Genomic DNA, 18,078 nt, shown 5'->3' on the forward strand with positions numbered 1-18,078 from the left:
ATAGTCCGCCCGGCTGCGGTGGGGCCACGCCGGCGAGGGACCCGCTGCGAGCAGTGTGAGCCGGTGGTGGGCCCCTCGCGGGCGGGGATTACGTGCCGGTGAGGTCGTTGCGGAAGATCTGGACCGTATTTGCACAGGCGCGCACGGCGGCTCCTGGCTCGACCAGCGGTTGCGAACGGGACAGTGCGAAGGTGGGTTCGCCGTCGTCCGTGTGAATCGGTGACTCCGTGGTCATGCGCAACATGTACGGCCGCGGCGTGCCAGCGACCGCGCCTTCCGGAACGCTACTGGTGGGATCATTGCCGTCCAGATCACTACTGTTCGGCTCAGTGCTCTTGGGCCCAATAAAGCGCGGATTCGCGGGGAGTATCACGTCTTCATCGGTGATGCCGGTGTTGAAGACGATGAGTCCATCCACAGCGCCATCCGGGGAGCCCATCAGCATGGTCAGGACACGCTCGTGCGGGTTGCCCCAACGCTCGGGGTCATGGGAGCACCATCGGCGCCGAACCAGTGGATGAACGATTGGCCGCCACGGGTAGGGTAGCTGCTGGGCTGCGCGGCCAAGAAATCCTTGCGGATTTTCAGGAGGCGCGAGGTGGCCGCGAGCATGGTCTTGGCCTCGTCGTCCATGGTCCAATCGACCCAGGCGATTTCATTGTCCTGGCAGTAGACGTTGTTGTTTCCACCCTGGCTGCGGCCAATCTCATCGCCCGCGGTGATCAGGGGCACGCCGAGAGCCAGAAGCATGGTGGCCATCAGGTTACGGCTGGTCCGGGCGCGTTGGCTCAAGGTGTTGGGGTTGTTGGTGATGCCCTCAACGCCGTGGTTCCAGCTGCGATTGTTGTTGGTGCCGTCGCGGCTATCTTCCTGATTGTCCTCATTGTGCTTGTGGTTATAAGCGGTGAGGTCTGCCAGCGTGAAGCCGTCATGGGCCGTGATCAGGTTGACAGTGGCCATGCGACTGCGCCCTGAGGCGGCAAACATGGCCGCCGATCCGCCCAGTGCATCGCCAAACTTGGCCAGGCCCTGATGGTGGTAGCCAGCCAGCATGGCGGCCCTGTCGGTGAGCCACACTTCCCGGACATTGTCGCGGAAGGAATCATTCCAGTCGGCCCAGCCGGTGGGGAAATTCCCTGTCTGCCAGCCGCCGTAACCAATATCCCACGGCTCGGAAATGAGCTTGGTGGAGGCCAACACGCCGTCGGTAGCCGCTGCGAGCAGGAACGGGTGCTGGTTGTTGAAAGCGTGCTCTCCATCGCGTGCCAGGGAGACGGCGAGGTCAAAGCGGAAGCCATCGATGTGGAACTCTTCCACCCAGTAGCGCAGCGAATCCATGGCCATTTTAATGACGTGCGGGTTGCCGAAGTTCAGGGTGTTTCCACAGCCGGTGGTGTCGAAATAGTGGCCGTCGCGCATACGGTAGTACTGCTCTTCGGCGAGTCCGCGCCAACTGTACGACGGTCCGCCGGAACCACCCTCGGCGGTGTGGTTGTAGACCACATCGAGGATCACTTCAATGCCCGCCATGTGCAGCAGCTTGATCATGCCCTTGAGTTCGGCCTGCACCGCCTGTGGACCGGCCGCCTGGGCCGCGGCGCTGGCATACTGTACGTGCGGGGCGAAGAATCCCAGGGTGTTGTAGCCCCAGTAATTAGTCATACCCGTGCCGTGCAGGTGCGGTTCGTCGATGTGGAAGTGCACCGGCAAAAGTTCGACGGCGGTCACCCCCAGATCCACCAAGTGCTGGATCATCGCGGGGTGGGCCATACCGGCATAACTCCCGCGAATATCTTCGGGAACGTCCGGATGCAACATGGTCTGCCCGCGTACATGCGCCTCGTAAAACACCGTCTCGCGCCACGGAGTGTTGGGGCGCTTGACAGTGCCCCAGTCAAAGCCGGAATCCATGCGCACCGAAAGGTAACGGGTGACGCCCTGCGCATCCGTCAGCTCATCAATGTACCGGCCGTACGGGTCCAGTAAAAGCTGCACGGCCTCGGGGTCAATCAGGAGCAGTTCTTCCTGAGTGGCATCCAAATCCGTGTAAAAACCGTAGCGGGTGCCGGCTGGCATGTTTTCAACCAAGCCGTGGTGCACGCCGTCGGTCTTATCCGCCAGAAGCACTGCCTTCCAACCGCCGCCTGGCGGCTGGAAGCACAGAACAACATCATGGTTTGCCGGTGAGTACACCGCCACGTTGGCCGTATCCGGCCCTAGCTCCCTTGGAATGGAACTAACGCCCAAAGGATAATGGCGCGACAAAGCCGCCCCCAAGGTACTGATGGCTTCAATGACGGTGATAGGCATGGCTATGGTTAGGCCGAGCGCTGCTTCGAGATTTCGTACAGTGTGATGCCGACTGCCATCGAGGCGTTGAGGGATTCCATGGCCGAGTCAATCGGGATGGAAACAATCTGGTCGCAGTTTTCGCGGACCAGGCGGGACAAGCCCTTACCCTCGGAGCCAACCACGATGCAGACCGGTTCCTGGGCCAAGCCGAGCTTGGGCAGCGAAACGTCGCCGTCGCCGTCGAGCCCAAGGACAAAGTAACCCATCTTCTGGAACGCGCCGATGGCACGGTTCAGGTTGGGAGCCTTGGCAACGGGCACGCGGACGGCGGCACCGGCGCTGGTCTTCCAAGCGGCAGCAGTCACACCGGCGCTGCGGCGTTCCGGAATGATGACGGCGTGGCCGGAGAATGCAGAGACGCTTCGGATGATGGCACCGAGGTTACGGGTATCGGTGATTCCATCCAGGGCGACGATCAGCGGGGCGTTGGGGATGTGACCCTTTTTCCACTGGGCGATGACTTCGCTGGCCTTATCAACCGCGTCCTCGTATTCGTACGGCGGAATCTGCAGAACCAGACCCTGGTGGATGGCGTCTTCGGTGAGCCGGTCCAGCTCGGGCTTGTGTGCTTCAAGCAAGGGGATGCCGCGTTCGGTGGCCAGCTTGATGGATTCGCGCACGCGCTCGTCCATGTCAACGCGGACAGCAACGTAGAGTGCCTTCGCGGGGATTTCTGCGCGCAGCGCCTCAAGCACCGAGTTACGGCCCGTCACGAGCTCTTCGGTGGCCTTACCCTTGGGACCGCTGTTACGGCGCGGGGAGTTGCTGGTGCCGGCACGCTTAGCAGCGGAGCGATCGGCCAGCTCCGCGTTCTTGTACGCCTTGTGGTAGGTGCGCTCTGCAGCCTTAGGGGTCGGGCCCTTGCCCTCGAGTGCCTTGCGACCGAGCCCACCCGTGCCCTTGACGGGGCCCTTCTTGAGCTTGCGGACGGCGCCGGAACGGGGAGTGTTGGCCATGGTAAAACCCTTACGATTGGTGCGGCGCCCTGTGCTGGCCCCGAAGTTCGTCAAACAAATCAGACAGCGAGCACATTTTTGGCACGCTTGATAACGGGAAACAACATACCCGTAGCTAATAGCTTACGGCCTCGAAGCAAATCCTGTGGTAAATGGGCGCAAAAGTGTTACGTCTCACCGCTCGCAGCGGTGGCCTGGCTGTGGCCTTGAGGCGTGCGATGGCGCCGCGCCATTGGTGATGAAGCGTTCGTGAAAAAACCCCGAAAGGTGAGGAAGCGTTCGTGAAAAAACCCCGAAAGGTGAGGAAGCCGAAAATTGTCAAGCTGTGTGGAGTCACTAGGCTACTTTTTGGTGTTCTTCGGGTTTGGGGAGGTTGATCCCTACGTGTTGGGCTGGGGCTGGTGTGGTGGGTCGTTGGCGGAACCTTCCTGGGTTTTGTTCGTAGTATTCCTGGTAGGTTTTTTCGCGTTTATCCCAGAGCTCTTTCCAGGACCCGTCGTGGACTTGTGCTGGTGAGAACAAGGCGATGCCGGAGTGTTTGTGATCGTTGCTGTACCAGCGCACGTAGTCGGTGAGGTAGTCCCTGGCGGCCTCGAGGCTTTCGAAGATTCGAGGGTAACCGGGCCGATATTTCATCGTGCGAAAACCTGACTCACTGAAGGGATTGTCGTTGGAGACGTAGGGACGGCTAAAAGTGAGTTCCACGCCGTGGGAATTGAGAGAGTCACGGAGCAGGTGTGACCTCATGGATGGGCCCGAGTCCGCGTGAACCACGCGCGGGGCGCCGTAGCGGGCGATGGCGGCCTCGAACATCTCGACGGCGAGGTAGTCAGCCTCGCGTTCCTCGATCCGCCAGCCGACGATCTCCCGGGAGTAGATATCCATGATGGAATACACCTTGTAAACCCTTCCCTGCCACTTGGAATAGACGTCACTGATGTCCCAAGACCAGACCTGGCAGGGACCGGTGGCCTCGAGAACCGGCTTCTGCGCGGTGCCGCGTTTACCGCCGCGTTTGGTCGGGACTGTGGGGCGCGCATTCTGGTCCTCGTACTCTGCCGCGACCCGCCACCACGTGCGGCGGGAGGCGATCATCACGCCGTTGTCCCAGGCCGTGGCGAAAGAATGATCCACGGAGTTGTTCTTCTCCCAGCCGGCCAGAATGAACTCAAGAATCCACTCCTGATGGATGGTACTGATCCGGCTTTCATAGGCCCGGTCGGGTTGCGTCCCGTGGAGTGGTGTAGTTCCCGGCCTCTGAGCTTCGGATTTCCGACGTGAAGAGCCATCGTGCGATGGTCAGTGAGTACCGATCAAAGAACTCACAAAGGACACAAACACACGATGGCTCTAGACCAGTCTGCCTTGCTCGACCTGCTTGGCCAACTTAAACTCACTGATGTATCCGACCGGATCCGTACCGCGACAGAAACCTTGTATCAACAACTCATCGAAGCGGAGGCCACCGCGTTCATCGGCGCCGGCCCCTTCGAGCGATCCGAGGCACGCACCACCCAGCGCAACGGCTCCCGATCCAGGACGTTGACGACCACAGCCGGGGATCTGAACCTGAAGATTCCCAAGTTACGCAATGGCTCGTTCTTCCCTGCGTTGCTCGAGCGGCGCCGTCGTGTTGACCAGGCCCTCTACGCCGTGGTGATGGAGGCCTATCTGCACGGGGTTGCTACCCGCAAGGTCGATGATCTGGTCAAGGCACTCGGGGCCGACACCGGGATTTCCAAGTCCGAGGTCTCCCGGATCTGCGAGGACCTGGACCATGAAGTCGGTGCCTTCCGTAACCGTGACCTCTCCACCATGGACTACCCGTACGTATTCCTCGACGCGACCTACTGCAAGGCCAGGGTCGGGCACCGGGTCGTCTCCCAAGCCGTCGTGGTCGCTTTCGGGGTGGCGGCGGACGGGCGCCGGGAAGTCCTTGGCTTCGACGTTGGCGACAGCGAGAACGAAGGGTTCTGGACCGCGTTCCTGCGCTCCATGAAAACCCGTGGACTAGACGGGGTGAAGCTGACGATCTCCGATGCCCACATAGGCTTGAAGAAGGCCATCGCCACGGTCTTCCAGGGCGCTTCCTGGCAGCGGTGCCGGGTGCATTTCATGCGAAACGTGCTCTCGATCGTGCCCAAGGGATCCCAAGACATGGTCGGCTCAATCATCCGCACCGCCTTCGCTCAACCCGACGCCGAACACGTGAATACCCAGTTCGATGAAGTCACCAGAATGCTGCAAAAATCCCATCCCAAAGTCGCCGCAATGCTCGGCGACGCCCGAGAAGACGTGCTCGCGTTCACCGGCTTCCCAACCAGGCACTGGCGCCAGATCTGGTCTACCAATCCCATGGAACGGGTCAACAAGGAAATCAAACGGCGCACCGATGTTGTCGGGGTCTTCCCCAACCCCGCAGCCCTGCTCCGGCTCGCCGGCGCTGTCCTCCTCGAGCAACACGATGAATGGGAAGCCGGAGACCGCCGCTACCTCTCCGAAGCCTCCATGACCGAACTCAAGACCATGAACACCACAACCACCGCCCCGGTCGAGGAAGGAATTTTGCTCCCAGAACTCACTGCAGCATAATCAAAGCACTGACCCGCACGGTGTTGAGGAAAACTCCACCACTCCACGGGACGCAACCCCCGGTCGGCTTGATGGGTGGGGTTCTCCACGCCTGGGCGGGGATTGAACCTGTAGTGCCAGGTCCCACGCGAAACCCCGGTCAGCTTCAGAGCCGTCCGCTGGGATCTGGTGAGCTCTTTCAGCTCCAGGACGAGGGTGGTCTCAGCTGCTATGAACGCTTCTGATCGCTCGTCGGGGTTGTATCGGACTCTGGCACGTTCAACTCGTGCAAGAGCCCTATAGCTTTTCCCAGAGCCGAATTTACTCCTTCAAGCTCAGCAATGCGCTTCTGGAATTTTTCGACTTCAACACGATGGGCGGCTATCTCTTTCGCGCGTGCTTTTTCAAACGCGGAGAGCTCACTATTTGTCGGGACCATACCTCCATGTTCTCGCGGAATCAGGCCCCGGTCGATATCGCCTTCGACCACCATCGTGCGCCACCTGCGGAAGATCCAATCGGAGATGGACTTCGAGGCAAGCCACTCCTTCCGCGACCCCCGCGGCTGCAAATAGTACTCATGCACGAACTCACGGATCTCTTCACGGGTAAATCCCTTGTTATCAACGGCCACGGCCGGCTCCTTCAATCAACGGTTAATGAGTGACTCACAACCAGCCTGACGCAGAGGGAGCGTTCGTGAAATAACCCCGAAAGGTGAGGAAGGGTCTACTTCTTGAGGGACCAGGTGGCGCCGTTTGCTGTGTCGGCCACGTCCACACCGGCCGCTGCGAGCAGCTCACGGATCCTGTCCGATTCGGCCCAGTTTTTCTCCGCCCGGGCCTGCGCACGGGCGTCGAGCTGTGCCTTGACCAGAACGTCCAACGCCGTCAGCTCTGCCTCTGCGCCACTCCCCTGCTGCCATTTGGCATCCATCGGGTTGATGCCCAACGCATCTGTCATCCCCATGACGGCCAGGAACGCATCCTGCAGCGCGTCCTTGTCCCCCGAGGCCAGTGCGGTGTTGCCCGCACGGACTGTCTCATGGAGCACGGCCAGTGCCGCGGGGATGTTCAGATCATCGTCCATGGCCTTGCTAAAGGCTTCCGGTCGGGTACCGATGTAGCCGAAATCGTTCCCAGGGAAGAGCTTGGCCAGAGCCGCCTTGGCAAACGTCTCAATGCGGTCGACGGCGGCTGCGGCCTCCGTGAGTGAGCCCGGACGGTAGTCCAAGACCGAGCGGTAGTGCGCCTGGCCCAGATAGTAGCGGACCACAAGGGGACGGGCGATTTCGAGCATTTCGCGCGGGTTGATGGTGTTGCCGATGGACTTGGACATTTTTTCACCCTGGTAGGTGACCATGCCGTTGTGCATCCAGAAGTTGGCGAAGCCGTGGCCAGCAGCCTGCGACTGGGCCATCTCGTTTTCGTGGTGCGGGAAGCGCAGGTCCAGACCACCACCGTGAATATCAAACTCGGTGCCCAGGTACTTGGTGACCATGGCCGAGCACTCCAGATGCCACCCGGGGCGGCCAGCTCCCCACGGGGATTCCCACCGAGCAGTCTCCGGATCTCCTTGCTTATGACCCTTCCACAGCGCAAAGTCGCGGGGATCGCGCTTGCCCCGGGGATCGGCGTCGGGCGCTGCCTGCATGTCATCAATATTCTGGTGCGTCAGCGAGCCATACTGCTTCCAGGAGCGCACATCAAAGTAAACGTCACCGGAATCATCCAGAGCCGGGTAGGCGTGGCCACGCTCAATGAGCTGGGCGATCAGGGCGTGCATCTCGGGGATGTGGCCAGTGGCGCGCGGTTCATAGGTGGGCTTTTGAATGCCCAACGACTCGTAAGCAGTAGCGAAAGCCTGCTCAAATCGGTAGGCCAGTCCCCACCAGGGCTCGTTGTTTTCGGCGGCCTTGACAAGGATCTTGTCGTCAATGTCGGTCACATTGCGGACCACGGTGACGTCATAGCCGCTGGTCTGCAGCCAACGGGTCAGCTGGTCGAAGGCTAGCGCGGAGCGGACGTGGCCAATGTGCGGCTCGCCTTGGACGGTGGCGCCGCAGTAGTACAGCGATACCTGCCCCTCTTTGAGCGGGACGAAGTCGCGGATAGCGGCGGTGGAGGAGTCATGGAATCGCAGGGTCACGGCTCTAGGGTATCCCTTCAGAAAGATTTACGGGTGCTCGCGCTGGATGACCAAGGCGGTGGCAATGGCGGTGATGCCTTCGCTGCGGCCGGTAAATCCCAGCCCGTCGGAAGTGGTGGCACTGACGGAAACCGGCGCTCCGGCGGCAACACTCAGAGCTACTTCTGCCTCGCGTCGGCGAGGTGAAAACTTGGGCCGGTTACCAATGAGTTGAACGGCAACATTGCCAATCTCAAAACCTGCTTCGCGCACAATCCGGGCTGCCTCCCCCAACAATTTAACGCCGGAGGCACCCGAGTATTCGGGGCGGTCGGTGCCAAAGTGCGTGCCGAGATCGCCCACTCCCGCTGCTGAAAACAGGGCATCGGCAGCTGCGTGAGCTACGGCGTCACCGTCGGAATGGCCGCTGAGTCCGCGTTCGCCGTCCCAAAGCAACCCCGCGAGCCAGAGTGGCGCGGGGGAATCATCCGGGGCGAAGGCATGTGTGTCGACGCCGATGCCGGTGCGGGGCAAGATCATGGCCTTTAGCCTTCAATCCATCGGGGGCGCAGTGGCCCTTCCAGCAGTGCCTCGGCCACCAGCAGATCGGTGGGCGAGGTAATTTTCAGGCTGTGCGTTGATCCCTGCACGACGAATACGTCCTCGCCAAGGGCTTCGACCAACATGGCGTCGTCGGTGATGCCTGCCAGCTGATCATCGCTGAGCGTCAGCGCATGAGCGTGAGCTTGGCGGAGGGTGTCCAAGCGAAAACCTTGGGGAGTCTGGACCGCACGCAACACGCTGCGCGCGGGGGTGCCGACCACTTTTTCCACGCCAGCGCCGGTAGCGGGCAGCGTTGCCGGGGCCACGGTTTTTATGGTGTCCACCACGGCGAGTGCCGGGATGACAGCCTTCGCACCGTCTCTTAGGGCTGCTGCTACGCGATTGAAGACACCCGACGGCGTCAGCGGCCGGGCGGCGTCGTGAATCATGATCGTAGTGACGCCTTCAGCAATGCTGGCCAAAGCTGCGGCGACCGAATCCGAACGTTCCGCACCGCCTTCAACCACGCTGAAAACGATGCCCTTGGCCTGCGTTTCCGCAGCGGCAGTCTGGCAAATGGTGAGCAATTGGGGGTCATCAGGTGGAATGGCTACACAAATCTGCGCAGCGACACCTGCCTTGATCACTCCTCGAATTGCGAGGAGCACCATGGGCTGCCCGGCCAGTGGCACCCGAGCTTTGGGAACACCGTAGCCCAGCCGCTGCCCGGAACCGGCGGCAACAATTACAACGGCGCAGGATCCTGCTTTCACCTCAGTCATGTCCTCTACATTAGCCCGGCACGGCCAGGATTGACCGCGCAGTGCCTAAGCAGCCTAGGCCGGTTTAGCTGATTTGAGCTTATTCTGCCCGGGCATGCAAAAACCCCCACACCACTGGGTGCGAGGGTTTGCAAGATTATTCGCAGTGCTACTACGAGGCCAAGACCTCGTCCAGCACTTCTGCTGCCTTGTCTTCGTCAGTCTTTTCCGCCAGGGCAAGCTCGGAAATCAAGATCTGACGTGCCTTGGCGAGCATACGCTTTTCGCCAGCAGACAAGCCGCGGTCATGATCACGACGCCAGAGATCGCGGACGACCTCGGCAACCTTGATGACATCACCGGATGCAAGCTTTTCCAGGTTGGCTTTGTAACGGCGAGACCAGTTGGTGGGCTCCTCCGTAAACTCTGCACGCAGAACTTCAAAAACGTGCGCGAGGCCTTCCTTGCCTACAACGTCGCGTACCCCAACCAGGTCAACGTTCTCCGCAGGGACTTCAATAGTCAGATCCCCTTGGGCAACCTTGAGCTTGAGATACATCTTCTCTTCACCTCGGATGGTGCGCATCTTGATCTCTTCGATCTTTGCCGCACCATGGTGTGGGTAAACTACTGTCTCGCCGACCTCAAAAAGCATGTGGATTCTCCCTTTCCAATACTTCCAGTTTACCACGGTTAACTAGTGAGTCCCTTGAGTTTCCGCAGGTCAGGGGCTGCCAGAACTACGCTGGCGGCGCAATTGCTCCAACAATTGTAGGAATTAGCCTGCCCTTGACTATCGCTCCTCAAAGTGCAGTTGGCAGTTGGTGGAACCGCCGTGTCGGCCAAGCGCCGGCGGCGGAAGCATGCATCCAGCGAATTTGCGGATAAGCTGGACAAAGATATTTTGTCTTTTCCATGAGGAGTTACTGACGTGAGAATCGCTGCCGGCATTCGCGGTACCAACCGAGCGCAACGCTTAAGCCTGATTGCCGCCATCGGCATTGGCGCCATGGCCTTCACCGGTTGCAGTGCCATCAACCCGCAAAGCACCACCATGGAGGTGGCTGTTTCTGATGGCGTTCACCTGGACATGGGCCAGCTGAAACTGCGCAACGTGCTGATCATTTCCGAAGCAGCCGGCAAAAGTGGGCACGTTGCAGGAACGTTCTACAACGAAGCCGATTCGGACATCATCCTGACCATCAGCGGCGCCCAGGGCGCACAGACCCAGGTCACGGTTAAGCCCGGCATTCCGCTGGTCCTGAACAGTCAGAACGACAATGCAGTTTTGAGCACCATGGCACAGGGCCCCGGCAGCATGGAGACCATTGAGCTGCGTCAGTCGGGCGCAGGTTCAAAAACGGCGTCCTTGAATGTGCCGATCCTGGATGGCACCTTGGCCGAGTACAAGAACTTGGTCCCCACGACTGCGCCGGTCATTGTACCGACCATCGAGCCCACGCCGGAAGCCTCCGCTACTCCTAGCGCTGAAGCCACGGTTGCTCCGTAGTTAGATTCACTAGTTTTCAAGCCGCGGCTTTCGTAGCGGCGCAGATAGGGCCGGTTGTCATTGCGACAACCGGCCCTATTCTTTTCCCCAGTGATCCCTGCCGGAATTCCGCCTTCATTCCGGGCGGGCCCGGGATACGAATCACTGGCCCGCCCACAGATATTTGGCTGGCCGCGGTTAGTGGCTGGCCGACTTCCGGCGGTTCACCATGAACACGGTGGCTCCTGTAAGAAGCAGCAGCCCTCCCAGTCCGCCGATCCACGTGTTTTTGGCTCCGGTGCTGGCCAATCCCCCGCCGCTTGGCGCCTTGCTGGTGGCGGGAACCGCAGGCGTCACCGCCGAACTCGTCGTCGTCGAGCTGCTGGGACCATCAGGTCCGGCGCTCGTTGCCGAAGCGCCCGGGTCTGCCGACGTTCTCGGCACGGTTGACTCGGTCGGTGTTGCGCTCTCCGTCGGTGTGGCACTTTCCGTGGGTGTTGCCGACTCCGTCGGTGTTGCACTTTCGGTCGGCGTCGCCGACTCCGTAGGAGTTGCACTTTCGGTCGGTGTCGCACTTTCGGTGGGCGTTGCCGACTCCGTCGGTGAAGCACTTTCGGTGGGCGTAGCCGATTCCGTAGGGGTTGCGCTTTCGGTGGGCGTTGCCGACACGGTCGGTGTCGCACTTTCGATGGGTGTTGCCGATTCCGTGGGTTCGGCACCTTCGTCCACCGTGATACCCAAGGACCTGCTGCCCAAAACAGATCCGGAGATAGCGTCCTTGATGGTCACAATTGCTACGTAATTGCCGTCCTTGGCATAGTCGTGGGTGGCCGTGTAAGCGCTGTCTACCACCGGGACTGTTACCGGAAGGCTGCCATCACCGAAGTCGATAACCGCAGTGGTCAGTGCACCGTCACCAATCGTAGCCAACTCGGATGTGCCATTGATGACCGTCGCCGCGCCGGCAGCGCGCAGATTCGCAGCGAGAGCCGCCGTTACAACCGGCAGGGCGTAGTTAGGTGCCGTGTTCAGCGTGGTGGGCACGCCTCCCAGGCTGGTCCCACGGTCCACAAGGGTGAACGAATCCGGCCCCTGAGCATCACGTTCGGTGGTCAAGGCAATGGCGATGGTGTTTTCACCGGACTTGTTCAAGAATCCGCTGGGAATGGTGAACACGCTCTGCGGGCCCACGTTGCCAACCCAGGTACCGGTGTTCCAACCGTTGACGTAGATGATGGCCCGGGCATAGGACTGACGTCCGTTTTCAAATTTGACGTCATTGACCTTCAAAGCAATGGCTGTGTCAGTTCCAGCCGGAACGCTCAGATCGAAGGTTGACCGATACCAGGTGACGCCAGCCTTGGCAGGCTTGAACGTGGTGGTGTCGGCCCACTCGGCGTCAGGATATTCCGGAAGGTACCAGCCGGCTCGTTCACCGTAGAGCCCACCGGTGTTGTACATGGTCCGGTCAATATCAACCGGTGCCGCCTTGTCCTTGGCGCCCTGCAGTTTCCAGGTCACGGCACCGCTGCTGGGCAGCACCGCGTCGAAGAGTCCGCGGTTCTGGCGGGACAGGCCGTCGTCAGACCAGTCAAGGTTCTGGCCGTTGTTGCGGACCACTGCCGAAACCAGGGTGGCTTCGCCGTTCTTGATGACACCGGCAGGAACCTGCACTGTGGCCATGTTGCCGTTTGCTGCCGCTGCGCCGACAAAGGTGCCGTTGACCCAGACCAGCATATTTGCGGCGGAGCCACCCTGGCCGCGCAACTGGATGCTGGTGGCATTGGAGGAAGCCGTGAAGTGTGCGCGGTACCAGGTATCGCCCTCGTAGAAGCCATAGAAGGCGGTGTCCAGGACCTTCCCCTGGTTGGGGCCGGGACCCTGGCGGGTGTTAGCCGCTGTGGTGGCGGTTGCCTCCAGCCATGCCGCATCATCAAACGCCACGGCCGACTCGGGGTTCTCACCCGACACCTTCCAGTTGGTCAGTGCTGGCAGGACAGCCGGGGCCGGTCCGGCAAGGTTGGCGACAAGCTGGCCATTGGCACCAGCGGTGGTGGTCAACGCTTGACCATTCCAGGTGGCCTTGGTGATGCCTGCCGGAACGTAAATGCTCATGGTTCGCACGGCTTTGGTATCACCCACCAACTTGACGGTGTCGCCGTCGAACTCGGCGGAGCGGAGCAGGTCAACTCCTGCAACCATGACGGTCTTGTTGGTGGTGCCGCCCTTGACGATGCCGTCAAGGGTCCACTGCTGGCCCGTGGCAGTGCGGTCGGTGGTGACAATGCGCAGTTCCGGTGCCCCACCGCCGGTGATCTTCACCGAGGTGCCGTTGCCGTGAACGTAGTTCAGGCGCATGGTCTTGGTGGCGGCGTCCCATACGGACTCCACCGGGGTGCCACCCAAGGTGGTGACAACGGGTTCGGAGGCATACTGCAGAACGGACTCGCCGGCGTCGTTCTTGGCGCCGTTAAGCACCAGCAGCGTGCCGGTGGCGACGGGCATCTTGGTGAACAGCTCCGAGGTGGAGTACATGAGCTTTTGTCCGTCGAACGCGTAGTCGGCAATGACCATGGCGGCGTCGCGGCCGTGCATGCTCAGGAATGTGCCGGGCTTCTGCGGAACCCTGTTGAAGGTGATGGAGCCCGACGGCGCCGGGGGCGTGGTGCTGCCCGGCGTGGAGGTCTCAATGGCGTCAATAGCCACGAACGTGCCCAGCGACGCAGGGGCGCCCTTGACACCGGTGTTAACAACCTTGATGGTGTGGTTGATGGTCGGGTCCAGCCCGGTCTTTTCAAAGGCCTTGAATTGGGCCTGGCTGGGCAGAGTGGGGATGTACGTGTTGGTCTCACCCGCTTTGACCCCGTCGATGTAAACATCGGCTTTCCCGTGGTTAGTTGAACGCGGTGAAATCAAGCGGATTTCGGCAGCCTTAAAGGTGTACTCGTAGAAAGCCCCGGCGGTGGCGCTGGAGGTTTCGGTGCCCAAGTAGTCGTTGATGGTCCAGTTCTTGCCCGTCTCATGGTTCCACTGGGACACACCGTTGACCTTGGAGTACGTGATGGCGGGGTCGACGTCGTCGAGCTTGACCACGGTGGCCGCAGCCGGGGCGGCGATAACATCAAAGGCGTCGATGGTGACGTTGGTGCCGGAGCTGGCGGCGTCCTTTTGGCCTGTCACCACAATCTTGATGGTGTGCTCAACGGTGGGGTCCAGGCCTTCCTTCTGGAAAGCAACATACTGGAAGCTGGCATTCTGGCCACGGTAGGTGTTGGTTTGGCCGACCTTCACGCCGTCAATGTAAACATCACCGTAGCCATGGTTGATGGACTGGGCAGCAATGACCCGGACGCCGGCACCTGTGAACGTGTACTCTACGGAGTCTCCGGTGGTTGAGCTGAACGTTTCGGTGCCTTTGTAGTTGCCGGCGGCCCAGGCTTCCCCGTTGGACTTGCCCCACGTACCCGTGTACTTGATGGCCGCGGTGTCGCGGTCGTCGTTGGTGTAACTGGCCTCGATGACTTCCGTCTTCGGGGCCAGCGTCAACGGGAAGGAGTATTTCAACTCGGCTGTGCTGTTGCTGTCGGTCTGACGGAAGCCCAGGAAGCGGGAGCCGTTTCCTGTGACGGAGTCCGTGGCCTGGCCCTCGGTGGCGATGCGTTGGTAGGACTTGATGGAGCCCGCGCCGCCCTCTACTGTGACAGCGGCGCCGTCTTGCGGCACCATGTTGGAAATGGGGTCAAAGTCCTTTTGGAAGTAGCCCAGTTCCTTCTGCACAACCGCCTTGAGCGTGAGCTGGCGGTCTTCGTTGATGGGTGCGCCATAGTCATAGGAGGTGAAGCCGGACGACGGCGATCCGGTCCAGCCCCAGTTGGTGCCGCCATACTGCATGTAGTAGTTGAACATGTTTATGCCGTTGTTGAGGTTATTGACCCCATACTGGCGGGTAAAGGCAGGGTCAACGAATTCGGCGCACTTGTCGGGGTTGAAGTTTGCACCCCACGGAGTGAAGGCACCACCTTGACCTTCGGCGATGAACATGGGGCTCGTTGTGGTGCGTGCCCGGAAGCGGGCTTCCATGTCCTGAATTTGTCCGCGGTTGGGATTGGCGCAGTTGAAGCCCAATGGGTATTGGTCAAAGGCATAGTAGTCCAGACCCACGTTGCCACCGGCCGATGAGCTGCCCGGGACATAGGCGCCGTTAAACCCGTAATCGTTGTGGAAGACCGGGACGGTGATGCCGTCACCCTTAATCTTCGTCACCAGTTCCTTCATGAACGCCGGGCGGTCCCCGCCTTCGTTCAACAGCTCATTCTCCGCCTGGTAGCTCACAATGGAGCCACCACCATCGGTCACCTGATGCTTGACGGCGATCTTGTTAAACGCCTCGATCCACTTCAGTGACTCACTCAGCGCCTCGGGATTCATACTGCGCAGGGAATTCGCGCCGTTCTTGGTCAGGTACGCCGGGAGTCCGCCCATGGAGATTTCGGCGTTGACGTAAGGGCCGGGACGGGCGATGACATACAGGCCTTCTTCCTCCGCCATGGTCAGGAGTAATTCAAGATCCTTGATGCCCGTGAAATCGAACTTCCCAGACTCGGTGGAGTGCAAGCCCCAGAAGAAGTAGAGGGAAACAGCATTGAAGCCGCTAGCTCGCATCTTCTGGAACATGTCACGCCAGTCGTCAGTGCCGGGCAGGCGCCAGTAGTGGAATTCCCCGGACCAGACGTTGAGGCGCTCCCCGTCCACCATGTACGACTTGGAGTCGAAGGTGACAGTGTGTTCCTGGCCGTCATTGCCGGGGAAGAGCACCTTGTTACCGGACATGGCGGAGCTTGCCACGGAATCAACTGTGACTGGAGGATTCTCGGCTAAGGCCGGGCTGGAAATGGCCATCAGACCCATGGCGGCTGTGGCCATGATGGCCGCCGCCTTGAGTCCCCGGGATCGACCTGGCGCCCTGGAGGAATGCGCAGTCATAGATTTAAGTCCCTTGAATCTAGATGCGGCCTCCCGGGCCGCCCGTATGTTATCCATCACAGCATATGACGCAGGACACATCCGGGCAACGAATATTCAACTTTTTAGCTCAAAAGACGCACATTTTGATCAGAGCATTGACAAAAATGTCCGGCGCTAGGGTTCGAGCTTGTAGCCCAAGCCTCGAACCGTGACCAAATGCCGGGGGGTGGCCGGGTCTAGTTCAATCTTGCTGCGCAGTCGCTTTACGTGCACATCCAGGGTTTTGGTGTCCCCCACGTAGTCCGATCCCCACACCCTGTCGATCAGCTGCCCGCGGGTCAGGACCTTGCCGGCATTGCGCAGCAACATTTCCAAGAGCTCGAATTCCTTCAACGGGAAGGAGACGTTTTCTCCCCGCACGCTGACAACGTGGCGCTCCACATCCATGCGCACCGGCCCGGCATTCACGGTGGAATCCATGAGCTCTTCCGGCTCGCCCTGACGGCGCAGCACGGCCCGGATCCGGGCTATGAGTTCACGGGAAGAATAGGGCTTGGTGACGTAGTCATCGGCGCCCAGTTCCAGCCCCACAACCTTGTCAATCTCCGAGTCCTTAGCCGTGAGCATGATGATGGGAACGCTGGAGCGCTGACGCAAATGCTTACACACCTCGGTTCCGCTCATGCCCGGCAACTGCAGATCCAACAGAATCAAATCGGCGCCGGAGCGCTCAAATTCGACTAGTGCATCCAGGCCGTTGTCTACAACTGAGACCTCATAGCCTTCCTTGGACAGCAGGAATGACAATGGATCGCTAATGGAATCCTCGTCTTCAACAATCAAAACTCTGCTCACGCTCGTTGCGCTCCTTTAGATCAAGCCTGGGTGCCGGTCGGCGTGGGGGTGCTTACCGCCGTCGGACGATTGGTTGGAAAGTTGGGGCAGCCGCACGGTGAAGGTGGAGCCCAATTTGGGGGCCGACCACAGTGTCACCTCACCGCCATGGTTGCTGATGATGTGCTTGACAATGCTCAAGCCCAGGCCCGTGCCGCCGGTGTGGCGCGAGCGGGCCGCGTCCACCCGGTAGAAGCGCTCGAAGATGCGGTCCTGATCGGAGGGGCTCAGTCCGTCACCTTGATCGGAGATACTGACGGAGACCACGTCCGCGTCCACTAAGACACCGATTCCCACTTGGGTATTTTCCGGGGAGTACCGCACGGCATTGTCGATCAAGTTGCGAAGGGCTGTCACCAGCTGGGAGCGGTCTCCATAGACCAGTGCGGACTGGCGGGGGCCTAGCGCGATGGTGATATTCCGGCTCTGGGCCGGCAACCGGGTGCGGTCCACGGCTTCGGCAATGACGTCGTTGATGTCCACATCGGTACCGACCAACGCCACGTCCTTGCCCTGCACACGTGAGAGCTCGATGATGTCTTGGACCAGGGCTGCGAGCCGGGCCGATTCGGTCATCATGCGTGAGGCAAAACGGCGGACCGTGGCCTGATCTTCCGGAGCGGACTCCAGCGCCTCAGCCAGGAGCGAGATGGCCCCGACAGGCGTTTTTAGCTCGTGCGAGACGTTGGCCACGAAGTCATTGCGGACCGCCTCAGTGCGGGCAATTTCGGTGCGGTCATCAGCCAGGAGCAGGATGTACTCCTCCCCCAGCGGGGCCACGCGTACCTGAATAACCAGCGTTCCTTGGCCAGGTGCCGCCATGGCTGAGTGGTGCGCAGCCGGTGCCGTTTCCACTGCCGTGGCGGTTCCGTTTGGGGCCGTGAGTGCGGCACCGTACTGGGAGTGCAAAGGGGCTGCACTGGGCAGGATGACGCGCGGCAAGATGAGATCGCGCTCTTCAATGACGCCGTCGTGACGGACTCGGTGGGCCAGTTCAATAAGTTCTTGGTGGACCACTGTGTGCCCTCGCACCAATCCAAAGGCGTAAGCTCCGGGACTGGCCCGCACCACGCCGTCGACCGTGTCAATAACAATGTAGGCCTTGCCCACCACGGAGAGCACCTCGGCGGCACCTTCCGGCAAAGTGGGCTCGCCAATGTCCACAGTGAGTTTGCGCGAGCGCTCGCTGATACCAAATGCGAGCATGCCAAATACACCAAGGGTCAGGCCAATAAGCCCGGCCACAACTCCAACCAACAAGGGATCCACACCACAACCCTAAGCGCTGGACGTGGCATTTTAGGCAAATACGACTCAATGAAGGCCGCGTTCAACTAACGTTCACCTGGACGTGCCACACAGTTCACATACGCGTGGCATGCTGGAGCTCACTAGAGGCCCTCTTTGGGCTGCCCTTGAA

Annotated in this window: 14 protein-coding genes; 2 read left to right on the forward strand and 12 right to left on the reverse strand. The window is 60.5% G+C overall.

All coding sequences use genetic code 11. The features are described 5' to 3' along the window. Positions 1–88: 88 nt before the first annotated feature. The 4 genes from AS189_RS20560 to AS189_RS00095 form a co-directional block, all read right to left on the reverse strand. On the reverse strand, positions 89–439 hold the full coding sequence (locus AS189_RS20560) for a hypothetical protein (RefSeq protein WP_237759929.1): 351 nt from the start codon (positions 437–439) through the stop codon (positions 89–91). A gap of 8 nt (positions 440–447) precedes the next feature. Next, positions 448–2,310 carry a glycogen debranching protein GlgX gene (glgX, locus tag AS189_RS00085; protein WP_237759930.1) on the reverse strand — a complete coding sequence of 621 codons (1,863 nt, stop codon included), beginning with the start codon at positions 2,308–2,310 and terminating at the stop codon, positions 448–450. An 8-nt stretch (positions 2,311–2,318) separates the two neighbouring features. Further along, positions 2,319–3,308, reverse strand: coding sequence for a 23S rRNA (guanosine(2251)-2'-O)-methyltransferase RlmB (gene rlmB, locus AS189_RS00090; RefSeq protein ID WP_062285371.1), 990 nt, complete (start codon positions 3,306–3,308; stop codon positions 2,319–2,321). 336 nt (positions 3,309–3,644) lie between these two features. After that, the gene (locus AS189_RS00095) at positions 3,645–4,442 is read right to left on the reverse strand and encodes a DDE-type integrase/transposase/recombinase (RefSeq protein ID WP_082633900.1); all 798 of its coding nucleotides are present in this window, start codon (positions 4,440–4,442) and stop codon (positions 3,645–3,647) included. A 210-nt stretch (positions 4,443–4,652) separates the two neighbouring features. On the opposite strand from AS189_RS00095, the gene AS189_RS00100 reads away from it, so the two are divergent. Next, positions 4,653–5,900: an IS256 family transposase gene (locus AS189_RS00100; protein WP_062285375.1), complete on the forward strand. Its 1,248-nt coding sequence runs from the start codon at positions 4,653–4,655 to the stop codon at positions 5,898–5,900. 208 nt (positions 5,901–6,108) lie between these two features. Here the strand turns inward: AS189_RS00100 and AS189_RS00105 are convergent, their stop codons facing one another. The 5 genes from AS189_RS00105 to AS189_RS00125 all read right to left on the reverse strand — a co-directional run bounded on the left by AS189_RS00105 (position 6,109) and on the right by AS189_RS00125 (position 9,965). After that, positions 6,109–6,513, reverse strand: a complete 405-nt coding sequence (locus AS189_RS00105) for a hypothetical protein (RefSeq protein WP_062285378.1) — start codon at positions 6,511–6,513, stop codon at positions 6,109–6,111. 95 nt (positions 6,514–6,608) lie between these two features. Then, on the reverse strand, positions 6,609–8,027 hold the full coding sequence (cysS, locus tag AS189_RS00110; RefSeq protein ID WP_062285379.1) for a cysteine--tRNA ligase: 1,419 nt from the start codon (positions 8,025–8,027) through the stop codon (positions 6,609–6,611). Positions 8,028–8,054: 27 nt separating this feature from the next. Continuing rightward, the gene (gene ispF, locus AS189_RS00115; protein ID WP_062285381.1) at positions 8,055–8,546 is read right to left on the reverse strand and encodes a 2-C-methyl-D-erythritol 2,4-cyclodiphosphate synthase; all 492 of its coding nucleotides are present in this window, start codon (positions 8,544–8,546) and stop codon (positions 8,055–8,057) included. Positions 8,547–8,551: 5 nt separating this feature from the next. Next, on the reverse strand, positions 8,552–9,331 hold the full coding sequence (gene ispD, locus AS189_RS00120; RefSeq protein ID WP_062285383.1) for a 2-C-methyl-D-erythritol 4-phosphate cytidylyltransferase: 780 nt from the start codon (positions 9,329–9,331) through the stop codon (positions 8,552–8,554). Positions 9,332–9,482: 151 nt separating this feature from the next. Continuing rightward, positions 9,483–9,965 (reverse strand): CarD family transcriptional regulator, encoded by a 483-nt coding sequence (locus tag AS189_RS00125; RefSeq protein WP_062285384.1) that lies wholly within the window; start codon positions 9,963–9,965, stop codon positions 9,483–9,485. Positions 9,966–10,241: 276 nt separating this feature from the next. On the opposite strand from AS189_RS00125, the gene AS189_RS00130 reads away from it, so the two are divergent. After that, complete coding sequence (locus AS189_RS00130; protein WP_062285386.1) at positions 10,242–10,820, forward strand: hypothetical protein; 579 nt, start codon at positions 10,242–10,244, stop codon at positions 10,818–10,820. Positions 10,821–10,997: 177 nt separating this feature from the next. Here AS189_RS00130 and AS189_RS00135 read toward each other — a convergent pair whose 3' ends face one another. The 3 genes from AS189_RS00135 to AS189_RS00150 form a co-directional block, all read right to left on the reverse strand. After that, on the reverse strand, positions 10,998–15,782 hold the full coding sequence (locus AS189_RS00135; protein ID WP_129587103.1) for a beta-galactosidase: 4,785 nt from the start codon (positions 15,780–15,782) through the stop codon (positions 10,998–11,000). 156 nt (positions 15,783–15,938) lie between these two features. After that, a complete protein-coding gene (locus AS189_RS00145) occupies positions 15,939–16,619 on the reverse strand; it encodes a response regulator transcription factor (RefSeq protein WP_062285392.1) in 681 nt (226 codons plus the stop codon). A gap of 15 nt (positions 16,620–16,634) precedes the next feature. After that, positions 16,635–17,918: a sensor histidine kinase gene (locus tag AS189_RS00150; RefSeq protein ID WP_237760027.1), complete on the reverse strand. Its 1,284-nt coding sequence runs from the start codon at positions 17,916–17,918 to the stop codon at positions 16,635–16,637. Positions 17,919–18,078: the final 160 nt, after the last annotated feature.

The organism is Arthrobacter alpinus (genome assembly GCF_001445575.1).
Taxonomy (GTDB): domain Bacteria; phylum Actinomycetota; class Actinomycetes; order Actinomycetales; family Micrococcaceae; genus Specibacter; species Specibacter alpinus_C.

What these genes read in the sequence shown, in the direction of transcription:
- AS189_RS20560 (WP_237759929.1), bottom strand. Translation starts at nt 439, where the DNA reads ATGGGCTCCCCGGATGGCGCTGTGGATGGACTCATCGTCTTCAACACC.
- glgX (WP_237759930.1), bottom strand. Translation starts at nt 2,310, where the DNA reads ATGCCTATCACCGTCATTGAAGCCATCAGTACCTTGGGGGCGGCTTTG.
- rlmB (WP_062285371.1), bottom strand. Translation starts at nt 3,308, where the DNA reads ATGGCCAACACTCCCCGTTCCGGCGCCGTCCGCAAGCTCAAGAAGGGC.
- AS189_RS00100 (WP_062285375.1), top strand. Translation starts at nt 4,653, where the DNA reads ATGGCTCTAGACCAGTCTGCCTTGCTCGACCTGCTTGGCCAACTTAAA.
- ispF (WP_062285381.1), bottom strand. Translation starts at nt 8,546, where the DNA reads ATGATCTTGCCCCGCACCGGCATCGGCGTCGACACACATGCCTTCGCC.
- ispD (WP_062285383.1), bottom strand. Translation starts at nt 9,331, where the DNA reads ATGACTGAGGTGAAAGCAGGATCCTGCGCCGTTGTAATTGTTGCCGCC.
- AS189_RS00125 (WP_062285384.1), bottom strand. Translation starts at nt 9,965, where the DNA reads ATGCTTTTTGAGGTCGGCGAGACAGTAGTTTACCCACACCATGGTGCG.
- AS189_RS00135 (WP_129587103.1), bottom strand. Translation starts at nt 15,782, where the DNA reads ATGACTGCGCATTCCTCCAGGGCGCCAGGTCGATCCCGGGGACTCAAG.